16 protein-coding genes are annotated in these 15,185 nt (G+C 70.9%); 14 read left to right on the top strand and 2 right to left on the bottom strand.

Going from position 1 to position 15,185, the window contains the following annotated elements:
• Window positions 1-437: 437 nt before the first annotated feature.
• The 12 genes from QRN30_RS05645 to QRN30_RS05590 all read left to right on the top strand — a co-directional run bounded on the left by QRN30_RS05645 (window position 438) and on the right by QRN30_RS05590 (window position 11,739).
• Window positions 438-1,373: a hypothetical protein gene (locus QRN30_RS05645; protein WP_284760607.1), complete on the top strand. Its 936-nt coding sequence runs from the start codon at window positions 438-440 to the stop codon at window positions 1,371-1,373.
• Window positions 1,364-2,233, top strand: a complete 870-nt coding sequence (locus QRN30_RS05640; protein ID WP_284760606.1) for a tetratricopeptide repeat protein — start codon at window positions 1,364-1,366, stop codon at window positions 2,231-2,233. The genes QRN30_RS05645 and QRN30_RS05640 overlap by 10 nt, the downstream gene beginning before the upstream one ends.
• A gap of 31 nt (window positions 2,234-2,264) precedes the next feature.
• A complete protein-coding gene (locus QRN30_RS05635; RefSeq protein ID WP_231564126.1) occupies window positions 2,265-3,236 on the top strand; it encodes an HAD-IIA family hydrolase in 972 nt (323 codons plus the stop codon).
• 10 nt (window positions 3,237-3,246) lie between these two features.
• Window positions 3,247-3,414, top strand: coding sequence for a hypothetical protein (locus QRN30_RS05630; protein WP_284760605.1), 168 nt, complete (start codon window positions 3,247-3,249; stop codon window positions 3,412-3,414).
• Window positions 3,407-4,240, top strand: coding sequence for a TlyA family RNA methyltransferase (locus tag QRN30_RS05625; RefSeq protein ID WP_071251342.1), 834 nt, complete (start codon window positions 3,407-3,409; stop codon window positions 4,238-4,240). Before QRN30_RS05630 ends, QRN30_RS05625 begins: the two co-directional genes overlap by 8 nt.
• Window positions 4,237-5,160, top strand: a complete 924-nt coding sequence (locus QRN30_RS05620; protein ID WP_284760604.1) for an NAD kinase — start codon at window positions 4,237-4,239, stop codon at window positions 5,158-5,160. The genes QRN30_RS05625 and QRN30_RS05620 overlap by 4 nt, the downstream gene beginning before the upstream one ends.
• Before the next feature lie 16 nt (window positions 5,161-5,176).
• Complete coding sequence (gene recN, locus QRN30_RS05615; protein ID WP_071251335.1) at window positions 5,177-6,871, top strand: DNA repair protein RecN; 1,695 nt, start codon at window positions 5,177-5,179, stop codon at window positions 6,869-6,871.
• 142 nt (window positions 6,872-7,013) lie between these two features.
• Window positions 7,014-8,729 (top strand): CTP synthase, encoded by a 1,716-nt coding sequence (pyrG, locus tag QRN30_RS05610; protein ID WP_031259575.1) that lies wholly within the window; start codon window positions 7,014-7,016, stop codon window positions 8,727-8,729.
• Window positions 8,730-8,901: 172 nt separating this feature from the next.
• Window positions 8,902-9,477, top strand: a complete 576-nt coding sequence (locus QRN30_RS05605) for an NUDIX domain-containing protein (RefSeq protein WP_017886921.1) — start codon at window positions 8,902-8,904, stop codon at window positions 9,475-9,477.
• Window positions 9,474-10,073 carry a DUF1349 domain-containing protein gene (locus QRN30_RS05600; protein ID WP_017886920.1) on the top strand — a complete coding sequence of 200 codons (600 nt, stop codon included), beginning with the start codon at window positions 9,474-9,476 and terminating at the stop codon, window positions 10,071-10,073. Before QRN30_RS05605 ends, QRN30_RS05600 begins: the two co-directional genes overlap by 4 nt.
• Window positions 10,074-10,111: 38 nt before the next feature.
• Window positions 10,112-11,164, top strand: a complete 1,053-nt coding sequence (locus QRN30_RS05595; protein WP_071251334.1) for a site-specific tyrosine recombinase XerD — start codon at window positions 10,112-10,114, stop codon at window positions 11,162-11,164.
• 116 nt (window positions 11,165-11,280) lie between these two features.
• A complete protein-coding gene (locus QRN30_RS05590; protein ID WP_371830328.1) occupies window positions 11,281-11,739 on the top strand; it encodes an ASCH domain-containing protein in 459 nt (152 codons plus the stop codon).
• 39 nt (window positions 11,740-11,778) lie between these two features.
• Here the strand turns inward: QRN30_RS05590 and QRN30_RS05585 are convergent, their stop codons facing one another.
• The gene (locus tag QRN30_RS05585; protein WP_071251327.1) at window positions 11,779-12,816 is read right to left on the bottom strand and encodes an LLM class flavin-dependent oxidoreductase; all 1,038 of its coding nucleotides are present in this window, start codon (window positions 12,814-12,816) and stop codon (window positions 11,779-11,781) included.
• Window positions 12,817-12,866: 50 nt separating this feature from the next.
• Between QRN30_RS05585 and QRN30_RS05580 the strand changes: the two genes are divergently transcribed.
• Together QRN30_RS05580 and QRN30_RS05575 are read left to right on the top strand one after the other, a co-directional pair.
• A complete protein-coding gene (locus QRN30_RS05580; protein ID WP_056069831.1) occupies window positions 12,867-13,199 on the top strand; it encodes a TraR/DksA family transcriptional regulator in 333 nt (110 codons plus the stop codon).
• Between the two features lie 130 nt (window positions 13,200-13,329).
• On the top strand, window positions 13,330-13,779 hold the full coding sequence (locus tag QRN30_RS05575; RefSeq protein ID WP_017886915.1) for a TIGR02611 family protein: 450 nt from the start codon (window positions 13,330-13,332) through the stop codon (window positions 13,777-13,779).
• Between the two features lie 134 nt (window positions 13,780-13,913).
• Here QRN30_RS05575 and QRN30_RS05570 read toward each other — a convergent pair whose 3' ends face one another.
• The gene (locus QRN30_RS05570) at window positions 13,914-15,167 is read right to left on the bottom strand and encodes an MFS transporter (protein ID WP_214519410.1); all 1,254 of its coding nucleotides are present in this window, start codon (window positions 15,165-15,167) and stop codon (window positions 13,914-13,916) included.
• Window positions 15,168-15,185: the final 18 nt, after the last annotated feature.

Raw genomic sequence — 15,185 nt, 5'->3', positions numbered from 1 at the left:
ATGGTACTGCAAGGGGGACCTTGTGGGAGAGTAGGACGCCGCCGGACTTAACGTAAGAAAGATGTGGCCATCGGCCCTCCATCGAGAATTCGCAGGGGAAACCCTCGTTCTCGGTCGGGGCCGGTGGCCATTTCTGTTTCTGCCGCCGTTCACTCGACGCCGGCTCCGGTTCGTGATGGACTGGAACCACCGTCGGGCGACCGACGCGGCACCCAACACAACGACACAGCGGATGAACGCCCGAGGCACTGCACCGGGCACGCGATGAGGAGCAACGGTGGCGAACGACGACGATCAGCGGCGGAACGACGGCGACCGCGGAGATCGACCCCGGCGGGACGGCGATCGTTTCCCCCGTCGTGATGGTGCTCCGCGTCGTGACGACCAGAGCAACGGCCGATGGTCCTCTGGTCCTCGTGAGTTCGAGCGTCGCGAGGGTGACCGTCGCGATCGTCCGCAAGGTGGGGACCGTCCGTTCCGCGATGGTGCTCCCCGCCGGGACAGCGCTCCGCGTCGTGACGGCGATCGTCCGTTCCGGTCAAGCGACCGCAATGACCGACCCTCGTGGCAGGGTGATCGTGGCGCCGCAGGCCGTCCGCCGCGCGGGGATGGTCCGCGTGGTGCCGATCGCCCGGGTCGTGACGGTGACCGTCCGTACCGTGGTGGGTCTTCGGATCGTCCGGCTCGTGATGCTGACCGTCCGTACCGTGGTGGGAGCTCTGACCGTCCGCGTCGGGACGGTGACCGCCCGTACCGCGGTGGCTCGGATCGTCCCGCTCGTGATGGTGACCGCCCGTACCGCGGTGGCTCGTCCGATCGTCCCGCTCGTGATGGCGATCGCCCGTACCGCGGTGGATCGTCCGACCGCCCGGCTCGTGATGGCGATCGCCCGTACCGCGGTGGCTCGGACCGTCCCGCTCGTGATGGCGATCGTCCGAACCGTGGCGGGTCCTCGGACAGGCCGCGCCGTGACGGGGACCGACCCTTCCAGGGCGGTTCGGACCGTCCGCGTCGTGATGGCGATCGTCCGTACCGCGGGGGATCCTCGGACCGTCCGGCTCGTGATGGTGACCGTCCGTACCGTGGTGGCTCCTCGGACCGCCCGCGTCGCGACGGCGACCGTGGCGGCTCCTCCGACCGTCCGTTCCGTGGCGGGTCCTCGGACCGTCCGAGCCGCGATGGTGGCGAGGAGCGTCGTCGGTTCGGCGACGGCTCCCGGCACGCCGGTGCACGCTTCGGCGAAGCGGCCCGCGACGACTGGGAAGACCGCGATCCGTACGGCACGAAGTCCATCCGTCCGCGTCACGAGGACCCGGAGATCCCCGAAGAGATCGATGCGCGTGACCTCGACCCGGCCGCCCGCATGGAGCTGAAGACCCTCAGCAAGGACAACGCGGACTGGGTGGCTCGTCACCTGGTGGCTGCTGCGCTGTTCGTCGACGACGACCCGGAGACGGCGAACCAGCACGCGCTGAGCGCGGCTCGTCGTGCTGGTCGGGTCGGTGTCGTCCGTGAGACCGCTGCCATCACCGCCTACCGTCTCGGCGACTTCGCCACGGCCCTGCGTGAGCTCCGCACCTACCGCCGGATCTCGGGTCGCAACGACCAGCTGCCGATGATGGTGGACTGCGAGCGCGGCCTCGGACGTCCGGAGCGCGCGCTCGAACTCGGCCGCTCGGTCGAACGGTCGGCCCTCGAGACACCGGTGCAGGTCGAACTCGCGATCGCCATGTCCGGCGCCCGTCTCGACCTCGGGAATCCCACAGCTGCGCTCGGCGAGCTGGAGATTCCACAGCTCGACCCGTCCACCGCCTACACGTGGTCCCCGGCGCTCTACAGTGCTTACGCGGCCACGCTCGAGGAGCTCGGTCGACAGGACGAGGCCGACGAGTGGTGGGCCCGAGTGGACCGCGCGGCAGCGGCCCTCGCCGAAATCGCGGACGACAACGCTTGGGAGACAGTTGATGTGGTCGAGGAAACGATCGAAGTCGAAGTACACGGAGACGCCGGAGACGCCGGAGACGCCGGAGACGACGACGCCGAAGACCTCGGAACCGACAACGTCGCGACCGACGCACTCGACGGCGACGACGACTCCGCCGACGATGTCGACGACGACCTCGACGACGAACCAGCCTTCGACGACCTCGACGACGACACCTCGGCAGCCGACGAGCCCGGCGAGATCGACGACGACAACCCCCGCGACGTCGACGGCTCCGCAGCCGGCTGAGCACCCGGCGGCGCTGACCGACGGCGTCGACGTGGTCCTCACCGACCTCGACGGCGTCGTCTACCGGGGCCGCAACGCGATCCCGCACGCGGTCGAAGCACTGACCCGGGCATCCCTCACGGCGCGGGTCGGCTACATCACGAACAACGCATCGCGCCGCCCGATCGACGTCGCTGAACACCTCGAGCGCTACGGGCTCGAGGTGTCCGAGGGCGACGTCGTCACCTCGTCGCAGGCCGGCGTCCAGCTGCTCGCGACCCTGGTGCCGGCCGGGTCGACCGTCCTGGTGACCGGCGGGCTCGGCCTGTCCAGCATCGTCGAGGCAGCCGGGTTCACGGTGACGTCGAGCGCCGAGGACTCTCCGGCAGCGGTGATCCAGGGCTTCTCGCCGGATCTCGGCTGGAAGGAACTGGCCGAGGCGTCGTTCGCCCTGGCCGACCCGGACGTGCCGTGGGTGGCGACGAACATGGACTGGTCGATCCCCGTCGAGCGCGGCATCGCCCCCGGCAACGGGACGCTCGTGTCCGCCGTGCACCAGGCCGTCGGTCGCATGCCCGTGGTCGCCGGCAAGCCCGAGCGGCCGATCTTCGACACCGCGGTGGAACGCTTCGGCGGCGGTCGGACCCTGTTCATCGGTGACCGGCTGGACACCGACATCAAGGGCGCGAACGACGTCGGGATCCCGAGCGTGCTCGTGCTCACCGGCATCGACCAGGCCAAGCAGGTGCTCGCGGCCGACCAGCGCTCGCGTCCCACCTACGTGCTGGAAGACCTCCGCGGCTTGTCCCAGCCGTACCCGGAGACGGTGCGGCGCGAGGACGAGGACGGCACCCGGTACGTGACCGTCGGAACCTCGACGGTGGCGATGCGCGGGCACGTGGTCCGGGTGCTCGACGCCGGGACGGACATCGATCGACTGCGCGCCGGCTCCACGATCATCTGGGAGTCCGAGTTGGCCATCTACGGGCTCGACGTCGACCCGCAGCTGTACGGCGGCGAGTAGCGTGTCGGACGTGCCGAACTCCGAGCAGCCGTCCGCCGAACCCGAGCAGCAGGACGCCTTCGCCGCGCGGACCGCCGAGGCAGAGACGCTCCCGCTCGTCGATCGCGCCGACGCCTTCTCCGCGCTGCACGACGAGCTGCGGACGCGGCTCGAGAGCGGCGGCTCCGCGAGTGCCTGAGCCGGACGGAGCCGTCCCCGACGCGACCCCGGTCCGCCTCGACGCGCTGCTCCCTGCACGCGGACTCGCTCGGTCGCGCACCGTGGCCAGCAAGCTGATCCAGGACGGCCGAGTGCTCGTCGGCGGGCGTGCCGTGCTCAAGCCGTCGACGCCGGTCGCGCCAGACGCCGAGATCGAGGTCGACGCCGCGGACGAATGGGTGTCGCGTGCAGCCCGGAAGCTCGTCGGTGCGCTCGACGCCTTCGACGTCGACCCTGCCGATCGTGTCGTGCTCGACGTCGGCGCGAGCACCGGCGGGTTCACCCAGGTGCTGCTCGCACGTGGTGCGCGCCGTGTCATCGCGCTCGACGTGGGCCACGGACAGCTCCACCCCACCATCGCGCTCGACGAACGCGTCGCCGTGGTCGAGGGGACGAACGCCCGGAACCTCACGCGCGCCGACTACCTGGCGCTCGACGACGCAGCCACCGACACGAGCCTCGTGGTAGGGGACCTGTCCTTCATCTCGCTCAGACTCGTGCTGCCGGCGCTGGCCGAGGCCGTCCCCGCGGACGAGTTCGTGCTGCTGGTGAAGCCCCAGTTCGAAGTGGGTCGTGGCGGTGTCCGCGAGGGCATCGTGCACGACGCCGGGCTCCGGAACGACGCGCTCATGAACGTGCTGTGGGCGGCGTGGGACCTGGGCCTCGGCACCAGTGGGCTCGCCGCGTCCCCGATCGTCGGGACACACGGCAACCACGAGTACCTGGCCCGCTTCCAGCGCGGTGTCGGGGGCAATCCGACAGAATGGAGAGTCCGGGCGACCGAACTCACGGAAGGGTCTTCATGAGCGACGAACGGCACATCCTGCTCGTGTCCCACACGGGTCGCCGCGACTCGATCGACGCCGCGGTCGAGGTCTGCGACCTCCTGCACGCCGCCGGTCTCACGCCCGTCATGCCCTTCGACGAGTACGCGGACATCCGCCGCGCCGAAGCGTCGGTGGGCAAGGTCGACATCCTGGGCGTCGACGTCCAGCCGAACCAGCTCGAGATCGTCATCGTGCTCGGCGGCGACGGCACGATCCTCCGCGCCGCGGAACTCGTCCGGAACACCGGTGCTCCGCTGATCGGGGTGAACCTGGGGCACGTCGGGTTCCTGGCAGAGAGCGAGCGCGACGGTCTTGCCGAGACGGTCGAGCGTGCGCTGTCCGGCGAGTACAACGTCGAGGAACGCGTCACCCTGCAGGTCGACGTCGTCCTGGGCAACCAGATCGTCTACTCGAGCTGGGCGCTGAACGAAGCCACGATCGAGAAGGCGTCCCGTGAGCGGATGCTCGAAGTCGTGACCGAGGTCGACGGCCGCCCGCTGTCGTCCTTCGGTTGTGACGGTGTGGTCGTGTCGACCCCGACGGGCTCCACGGCGTACTCGTTCTCGGGTGGTGGCCCCATCGTGTGGCCCGATGTGGACGCACTGCTCATGGTGCCGCTGAGCGCCCACGCCCTGTTCGCCCGTCCGATCGTCGTCGGGCCGGACTGCACGCTCGCGATCGAGGTCCTGCGGCGAACGAGCGGCGTCGGCGTGCTCTGGTGCGACGGACGCCGCACCCACGACCTGCCCCCGGGTGCCCGCGTCGAGGTCCGGCGTTCGCCCGACCCGGTGCGCGTCGCCCGGCTCAAGAACGCCCCGTTCACCGACCGGCTGGTCGCGAAGTTCCAGCTGCCCGTCGCCGGGTGGCGCGGCCCCCAGAGCGACGAGGACGACCGATGAGCACGGAGGACGACCGATGATCGAGGAGATCGCGATCCGCGACCTCGGTGTCATCGGTGAGACCACGCTCGAACTCGGGCCGGGCTTCACCGTGGTCACCGGGGAGACCGGTGCGGGCAAGACGATGATCGTCACCGCACTCGGGCTGCTGCTCGGTGCGCGGGCCGACGCCGGTTCGGTTCGCCGTGGCGCGTCGAGCGCGGTCGTCGAAGGCCGCTGGCACGTCCCCGAGCAGGACGCGGTCGCCGAACGTGTCGAGGACGCCGGCGGCACCGTCGAGGACGGCGAGCTCATCCTCACCCGCACGGTCTCCGCCGAGGGGCGCAGCCGTGCCACGGTCGGCGGTCGCAGTGCCCCCGTCGCGGTCCTCGGTGAACTCGCCGACCAGCTCGTCACCGTGCACGGGCAGTCCGACCAGATCCGCCTGACCTCGGCCACCGCGCAGCGGGCAGCGCTGGACGGGTTCGGGGGATCCTCGCTCGAGAAGGCCCTTGCCCGGTACGTGGCCGCGTACGACGCCTGGCAGCAGCACGCCGGTGAACTCGAGGTCCTGGTCCGTGACCGGGACGACCGGGTGGCCGAGGCCGAGCGGATCCGTGCGGCCTCCGACGAGATCGAAGCCGCCGACCCGCAGCCCGGGGAAGACGTCGAGCTGGCCGAGCGCGCCGAGCGCCTGGGGAACCTCGAGGAGCTCCGGCTGTCGGCTGCCCTGGCGCACGAGGCACTGTCCAGCGAGTCCCTCGACGGCGTCTCGGACGTCGTCGGCCTGGTCGAGTCCGCGCGCCGTGCCGTCGAGCGTGTGGTGTCGTCGGACAGTGCCCTGCAGCCGGTGCTCGAGCAGCTCACGGAGCTGGGCATCCAGGCGGCCGAGGCGTCGGCGAGCATCTCGAGCTACCTCGGTTCCCTGGAACCCGAAGCCGGGCACGACCTCGAACTCATCAACGAACGCCGGGCGTTGCTGGCCGGCCTCACCCGCAAGTACGGCGAGACGGTGGACGACGTCATCGCCTACGGTCAGCGCGCGAGTGACCGGCTGCTCGAACTCGACGGCGACGACGACCGGATCGCGGCGTTGCAGCAGTCGGTCGAGCAGGATGAGCAGGCGCTCGAGTCCGCCGCCGCAGCGCTCACCACGGCGCGTACCAAGGCGGCGGCCGACCTGGCGAAGCGTGTGACGGCCGAGCTGAAGACCCTCGCGATGGGTGGCGCGACCCTGGTGGTCGAGGTCACCGACGCGGGGGAGTACCGCCGCCACGGCCGTGACCAGGTGACGATCCTGCTCCAGCCGCACTCCGGCACCGACCCCCGGCCGATCGGCAAGGGGGCGTCCGGTGGTGAACTGTCGCGCGTCATGCTCGCGATCGAGGTCGTCATGGCCGGCAGCACCACCGTGCCGACCTTCGTCTTCGACGAGGTCGACGCGGGTGTCGGTGGGGCGGCGGCCATCGAGATCGGCCGGCGGCTGGCGAAGCTCGCCGAGCGCACGCAGGTCATCGTCGTCACGCACCTGGCCCAGGTCGCCGCGTTCGCGAACAACCACCTCAACGTCGTGAAGGACGCCAGCGGTGCCGTGACCTCGTCGAGTGTGCGACGGCTCGAAGGCGAGGACCGGCTGCAGGAGATGGCTCGGCTGCTCTCCGGGCTCGGCGACAGCGCCAGCGGCATCGAGCACGCTCGCGAGCTGCTCGACGTGGCCGGCCAGCGGGCCTGACGGCCAGACCTGCCTGATCCCGGTGACTCGGCCACGGCACGGTGACCCGGCCACGGCTCGACGACCCGGCCACCCACCCGCGCAACGCCCACGGCGAACCGGGGTCGCGCCTCCCGGCAGTTCTGACGTACGATGGAATCCCGTGGCGGACACTCTCAGCGGCGGTACCAATTCTTCGAACTCGACCCCGAAGGTGACGAAGCAGATCTTCGTGACCGGCGGGGTCGTCTCGTCTCTCGGCAAGGGCCTGACGGCGGCCAGCCTCGGCAACCTGCTCACTGCTCGCGGCCTCAAGGTCGTCATGCAGAAGCTCGACCCGTACCTCAACGTGGACCCGGGCACCATGAACCCGTTCCAGCACGGCGAGGTCTTCGTGACCGACGACGGCGCGGAGACGGACCTCGACATCGGGCACTACGAGCGCTTCCTCGACATCAACCTGTCGCAGGCCGCGAACGTCACGACCGGTCAGGTGTACTCGACGGTGATCGCCAAGGAGCGTCGCGGCGAGTACCTCGGCGACACGGTGCAGGTCATCCCGCACATCACCGACGAGATCAAGCGCCGGATGCGCGAGCAGGCGCAGAACGACCCGCAGCCCGACGTCATCATCACCGAGGTCGGGGGCACCGTCGGCGACATCGAGTCGCAGCCGTTCATCGAGTCCGCCCGTCAGGTGCGGCACGAGCTCGGCCGAAGCAACGTGTTCTTCGTGCACGTGTCGCTGGTGCCGTTCATGAACGCCTCGGGTGAGCAGAAGACCAAGCCGACCCAGCACTCCGTCGCCGCGCTCCGCTCGATCGGCATCCAGCCCGACGCGCTCGTGCTGCGGAGCGACCGTCCGGTGTCGGAGTCGAACAAGCGCAAGATCGCGCTGATGTGCGACGTCGACGAGGACGCCGTGGTGAACGCTGTGGACGTCCCCTCGATCTACGACCTGCCGACGCTGCTGAACAACCAGGGTCTCGACCAGGTCATCGTCGAGGCGCTCAAGCTCGACGCCGGTCCGGTCGACTGGACCGCCTGGACGCCTGTGCTGAAGGCCGTGCACGAGCCGAAGAAGGACGTCACGATCGCGCTGGTCGGCAAGTACATCGACCTGCCGGACGCCTACCTGTCCGTCACCGAGGCGCTCCGTGCGGGTGGCTTCGCGCACGACGCGAAGGTCACGCTGAAGTGGGTCGTGTCCGACGACTGCACCACCCCCGAGGGCGCGGCGAAGCAGCTCGGCGACGTCGACGGCATCTGCATCCCGGGTGGGTTCGGCGTGCGCGGCATCGAGGGCAAGCTCGGCGCGCTGAAGTTCGCGCGTGAGCAGGGCATCCCGACGCTCGGCCTGTGCCTCGGCCTGCAGTGCATGGTCATCGAGTACGCCCGCCACGAGGTCGGTCTGACCGACGCGTCGAGCACCGAGTTCGACCCGGAGACCTCGACGCCGGTCATCGCGACGATGGCGGAGCAGGTCGACATCATCGCCGGTGGCGACCTGGGCGGCACGATGCGCCTGGGCCTGTACCCGGCGTCGTTCACCGAAGGGTCGCTGGCGGCGGAGCTGTACGGTGCGCCCGAGGCCTCCGAGCGGCACCGTCACCGCTACGAGGTGAACAACAAGTACCGCGAGCAGATCGCGGATGCCGGCCTGGTGTTCTCGGGCACGTCGCCGGACGGCACGCTGGTGGAGTACGTCGAGCTGCCGCGCGACGTGCACCCGTTCTACATCGCCACGCAGGCGCACCCGGAGCTCCGCTCGCGTCCGACCGATGCGCACCCGCTGTTCGCGGGGCTCGTCGCGGCCGCGATCGAGCGCCACGAGGCGTCCAGCCTGTTCGACCCGCAGACCGAGGAGCAGGTCGCGTAGCGCGAGTGGTCTCTGACTGGAGGCGCGGTGCCAGCTGGCGCCGCGCCTCCCGTCCGTCTGGGGGCGCGTCCACGGCACCTGATTCCGGACACGGAACCACGGAATGACGCGGTGCTGTGTCCGGAACCTGGTTCCGACGGGGCGTCCGGCGCGCGCGTGCTTGGATGGAGCCGTGACAGACGCACCGATCGCCGACGAGTCCGCCTCCTTCGAGGTCACCGAATCCACCGTCGTCTACGAGGGCGCCGTCTGGGACGTGCGTCGCGACACCGTCGCGTACAACGGTGACGCGATGGTCCGCGAGTACATCGACCACACCGGCGCGGTCGCGGTGTACGCCGAGGACGACGAGGGCCGCGTCCTGGTCATCCAGCAGTACCGGCACCCGGTGCGGATGCGTGACTGGGAGCTGCCCGCCGGCCTGCTCGACATGGCGGGCGAGGACCACCTGACCGCCGCGAAGCGCGAGCTGGGCGAAGAGGCCGACCTCGAAGCCGACACGTGGGAGCCGCTGATCCGCTACAACACGTCGTCCGGCGGCAGCGACGAGTTCATCCAGGTCTACCGGGCGCGCGGCGTGCGGTCGACCGGGTCCGCGTTCGAGCGCGAGGCGGAAGAGGCCGACATCGTGACGCGCTGGGTGCCACGGGCGGAGCTGCTCGACGGGATCCTGGGCGGTCGGCTCAACAACTCGGCCCTCGTCGTCGCGACGCTCGCGGTCGAGGCCATCGAACAGCGCAGCAAGTGAGCGGGGCAGCGGTCGACGGTCTGCGTGACCTGGTCGGCGCCGGTGCCTGGACGCACGAGCCGCAGGCCTCCGTGCTCGACGGCGACGTGTTCCGTGTCACCGCCGTCGAGGGCAGCGATGCCTGGCGGACCACCTCGTACGGGTTCGTGCACGACTCGGAGCACGCGCTGCTGCAACCGACCGACGGCCCGTTCTCGGTCGAGGCGTCGTTCGTGCTCGACTACACCGAGCAGTTCGACCAGGCCGGGGTGTTCCTGCGCGTCGACGAGCGGACGTGGATCAAGGCCGGTGTCGAGTTCTCGGACGGTGCTCCTCAGCTCGGCGCCGTGGTCACGCGTGGGTTCTCCGACTGGTCCGTGTCGCCCGTGCCGGAGTGGGTGGGCCGGGTGGTGACCGTCCGCGCGAGCCGCGACGGTGACGCCGTGACGATCCGGGCGTGGGCCGAGGGCGACGAGCCCCGGCTCGTCCGGGTCGCGTACCTGGACCCGGAGGCCGTCGTGTCCGCGGGGCTGCTGTGCGCCGGGCCGACGCGAGCTGGCTTGACCGTGACGTTCACCGGCTTCCGGGTGGGCGCGCCGGACGAAGCGCTGCACTGACGGGCAGGTGGCCGTTCGCCGGTTAGCCTGCTGAGGTGATGCCCCTCGATCGTGCCGTGGAGACGTACCTGCGGCACGTCGCGATCGAGCGGGGACTCTCGCAGCACACGCTGTCGGCGTACCGGCGGGACCTCGCCGTGTTCGCCGAGTGGCTCGGCGTCGCACCGGTCGTCGAGTCGGACGGCGCTGACCGGGCCGGAGGCTCCTCGGTGCTGCAGGACGTCGCTCGCCTGGCGCGGGCGGACGTCTCGGGGTTCGTCGAGCACCTCGCCACGCGACCATCGGGACCGTTGGCGCCGCGGTCGATCGCGCGCATGCTCAGTTCGGTCCGTTCGTTCACCGCCTTCGCCGCGGGAGAGGGCTGGCTGCCGCTCGACCCCGGCACCGCCGTCCGACCGCCGAAGGCTCCCATGCGGCTGCCGAAGGCGATCCCCGTCGAGGACATGGAACGGCTGCTCGGGGCGGTCTCCGTCGACGCGAACGACCCCGTCCAGCTGCGGGACAAGGCCCTGCTCGAGCTGCTCTACGCCACCGGTGCGCGGATCTCCGAGGCGGTGGGGCTGTCGGTCGACGACGTCACCACGCTGTCGGACGCCGCTGCCGACGCTCCGGGCCCGGGCCCGGGCCCCGGTGCGGACGGGCTCGCCGTCGTGAAGGTCACCGGCAAGGGCAACAAGCAGCGGATCGTCCCGCTCGGCAGCTTCGCGCGGGCCGCGATCGACGCGTACCTGGTGCGGGCACGGCCGGTGTTCGCGGCACGGGGAGCGTCGACGCCGGCGCTGTTCCTCGGCGCCCGTGGTGCGCGGTTGTCGCGACAGAGCGCCTGGCTCGTGATCCAGGCCGCTGCTGCCGCCGCCGACCTGGAGGCGCACGTGTCACCGCACACCTTCCGGCACTCGTTCGCGACGCACCTGCTCGAGGGCGGTGCTGACGTCCGCGTGGTGCAGGAGCTGCTCGGGCACGCGAGCGTCGCCACGACGCAGATCTACACGATGGTCACGGCCGACATGCTGCGGGACGTGTACCAGACGGCGCACCCGAGAGCGCGGCGGCAGGCGCTGCCAGATGGGCGCGACGGGCGCGCTTCGTGAGCAGCACGATGGGGGGAGACGGGCGTGCTTCGTGAGCAGCAATGGTCGGGTCGCGGCATCGCACTCGACATCTCCTGCTCACGAAGTGCCGTCTCCCGGTGCACTACGGTCGGGGCGTGCCCTCGACGCTCGACGACTTCTGGACCGCACGACGCCTCGAGCGACCGGACCTTCCGGTGGACATGCCGGAAGCCTGGTCGTTCGGTGCGACCCCGGAGCAGGCGGACGCGCTCCTGCAGCTCGTGCTCGACGGGGTCAAGGTCGGCACGGCGTCGTCGCTCTGGGACTACGAGGCGACCGGTGACCCGCTGCCCGCAGTGGACGAGTTGAGCATCGTGACCGACGGCTCCGATGCGCCCCGCGCGGTCATCGAGACGACGCTGGTCCAGGTGGTCCCGTTCGATCAAGTCGATGCTGACCACGCCTGGGCCGAGGGTGAAGGCGACCGCACGCTCGAGCACTGGCGGGCCGTGCACGAGGCGTTCTGGCGTGCACACTCCGAGCACCCGCGCGGGTTCGCGCCGGACATGCCCGTCGTGTGCGAGCGGTTCCGGCTGCTGTGGCCGAACGGCTGAGGCCGATCCCGAACGGCTGAACCGGATCCCGATACGGGGTCAGGCGGGGACCGGCTCCGCGTCGACCTCGGTGAAGACGTCCTTCACGGCCGCGAGCAGCCGCGCGTTGAACTCCACACCGAGCTGGTTCGGCACGGTGACGAGCACGGTGTCGGCAGCGCGCACGGCCTGGTCGGCCGCGAGCTCCGCGACGAGCTGTTCGGGCTCACCGATGTAGGAGCGGCCGAACCGGGCGAGCCCGCCGTCGAGGTGCCCGACCTGGTCCTGCCCCTCGACCTGTGCACGGATGCCGAAGTAGTGGCGCGACTCGTCGTCGATGATCGGGATGATGCTGCGCGAGACCGACACCCGTGGGGTCCGCTCCCAGCCCGACTCCGCCCACACCCGGCGGAAGCGCTCGATCTGCTCGGCCTGCAGCTGGTCGAACGGCACACCGGTGTCCTCGGTCAGCAGGGTCGAGGACATCAGGTTCATGCCCTGCTCGGCCGTCCACTCCGCGGTGGCGCGGGTGCCGGCACCCCACCAGATGCGGTCGCCGAGCGAGTCGGACAACGGGGAGATCGGCAGGGACCCGACCGATCCGGTCATCTGCGGGTTGGCGTTGGCCATCGGCTCGCCGGCGATCGCACGGCGGAACACGCTCGTGTGCGCTCGGGCCATGTCGCCACCGTTCTCATCGGAGGCGTCGGGCACGTAGCCGAACTGCTGGTAGCCGGCGACGGCGGTCTCGGGTGATCCCCGCGAGACGCCGAGCTGCAGTCGCCCGCCGGAGATCAGGTCGGTGGCCGCGGCCTCTTCCGCCATGTAGAGCGGGTTCTCGTAGCGCATGTCGATGACGCCGGTCCCGATCTCGATCCGGCTCGTCTTCGCGGCGATGGCGGCGAGCAGCGGGAACGGTGCGGCCTGCTGCGGCGCGAAGTGGTGGACGCGGAAGTAGGCGCCATCGACGCCTGCTTCCTCCGCTGCGACGGCGAGGTCGATCGCCTGCACCAGGGCCTCTCGCCCGCTGCGCACCTTCGACCCCGGCACGTCACGCCAGTGTCCGAACGACAGGAACCCGATCTTCGTCATGTCCATGCGAACGCATCCGGGGGCGGGGTCATTCCGCCGCGACTACCGTGTCCGGGATGGAGGACCCCCGCCCCGCACTCGAAGCCGAACGCGCCCGCAACGAACGGCTGCTGACCGAGGTCGAGCGGAGCATGCGTGACGTCAGTGACGCCCGGCAGGATGCCAACTCCGACGACGAGCACGACCCCGAGGGTGCGACCCTGGCGTGGGAACGTGGCTCGCTCGGTGCGGTCCGCGACGGTGCGCAGCTGCGGATCCGCCAGGTGGACGCCGCGCTCGCACGGATCGACGAGGGCACCTACGGCCGCTGCACGGTCGGCGGCGAGCCGATCCCGGAGGCCCGGCTGGCCGCCGTCCCGTGGGCGGCGACGTGCGTCGCGCACGCCTGAGGGGTGGGCGGACGCTGCCGCGTGACGGACTGGAGGCGCGGCGCAACCCCGCCCCGCGCCTCCCGGCCTGCGCACCCCGCGTCCACCGCGTGCGCCGCTGATTCCCAGCCGCGCGCCCTACGTTTTCGGCATGGACGGCGACCCGAACGACCGACCCGGCGACGCCCGGGCCGATGGTGCGGCCCGACAGCGCTTCCAGTGGTTCCACCGCCTGCGCGCCTGGATCCACGAGCGGCCGCACGTGCACCTGTTCTACAAGGTGCTGGTCGGTCTGGTCGGCGGGCTGGTCGTCATCATCGGGCTGATCCTGGTGCCGCTGCCGGGCCCGGGGTGGCTCGTGGTGTTCATCGGTCTCACCGTGCTGGCGAGCGAGTTCCACTTCTTCCACAAGATCATCACGTGGCTCAAGGCGCAGCTGCACCGCTTCTGGGACTGGGCCAAGCGGCACGGGCCGAAGCGTCTGCGCGATGCGGCCGACCGGGGCAAGGCCGACGTCGATGCTGCGCACACCGGAGCGGCGCGGACCGTCGGGGTCCGTGCGCGCGCTCGCGGGGCGAACTCGGCACACCCGGGCCACTAGTCGGGCCGTCGCAGTCGGCACCGTGCGGTGCTGGTCACCGCGTGCGAGGTTGACGCCTCCGTGCGGCGCTGCAGGCTCGCACCGAGCGATCAACCTCGCACCGAATGGGCAGCGCCGCACCGTGCCGGGCGCGCCTACTCGGCCGCGACCCGGACCGAACCAGTCGCGGTGCGCTCGATGACCTCGGCAGCGCGCTCCTCGACCTCGGCGGCGTCCTTCGACGACAGCTGCAGCACGAGGGCGACGACCGCGGCGAGCACGATGAAGCCGCCGTAACCAGCGATGACCGGGACGAGGCCGATCGACGGCTCGAGCAGGCCTCCGATGACCGAGGGCACCCCGAACGCCAGGTAGCTGACGACGTAGATCGTGGAGAGCAGTCCGGCGCGGTGGGTCGGTGCAGCTGTGGCGAGCAGCATCCGCAGCGGTGCCTGGAACCCGGCGCCGAAGCCGACACCGGCGACGGCGCTGCCGACGACCATGCCCGGCAGGGAGTGCGCGAACACGAACGACACGGTGATGATCGGGCCGAGCACGAGCGCCACGAGCCCGAGCAGGACCGCACGTCGGGTGTCCATCCGCTGGATCGCCAGGCCGGTCAGGGCGCCGACACCGGTGACGACCGCGATGAGCGCACCGGCGGCGAAGTGGTTCGTGATGCCGAACACCGCGCCGAGTGCCGAGGGGACGAGCGACAGGAACATGCCGCCCAGCGCCCAACTGGCCACGAGCGATCCGGCGACGCCGCGGAACAACCGACGCGATGACCGCGGCACGCTGATCGTCGGGCGCAGGGAGCGGAGTGCTCCTGGGCGACGCTCCACCTGCTCGGGGACGACGGACAGCGCGAGGACGAGCAGCACGAGGAGCGCGCCGAACAGCAGGTAGACGAGCTGCTCCGGCGCCGGACCCCACTGCACCAGGGCGCCGCTCGACAGCGCGCCGGTGGCCAGGGCGATCGGCGGGATGACACCGTTCAACACACCCGCCATGGTCGGGTGGCGTTCGAGGGAGTTGTCGATGAGGGCCGCGCCGAGAGCACCGATGAGCAGTCCGACCGAGACGCCCTGCACGATCCGGTCCACGATGAGCGCGACGACCCCGTCCGCCGCCGCGAACAGGCCGAGCGACAGTGCGACGCCCAGCCCGCCGACGACGAGCACGGGCTTCCGGCCGACGTGGTCGGACAAGCGCCCCGCGATGAGCAGGCTCGCCAGCAGGCCGGCGACGTAGATGGCGAAGACCCCGGTGAGCATGAGCGGCGTGAGGTGCCACTCGGCGGCGTAGACCGGGTAGATCGGCGACGGGACGGCCGACGAGGCGACCGAGACCAGGAGCATCGCCGCCAGGATCCAGAACCCGGCGACCGAACGAGCTGACTGGTGCATGCGCACCCCTTTCCATCT

Source organism: Curtobacterium sp. MEB011 (assembly GCF_030209655.1).
Taxonomy (GTDB): Bacteria; Actinomycetota; Actinomycetes; order Actinomycetales; family Microbacteriaceae; genus Curtobacterium; species Curtobacterium poinsettiae.
This window is presented reverse-complemented; position numbering and strand designations above follow the sequence as displayed.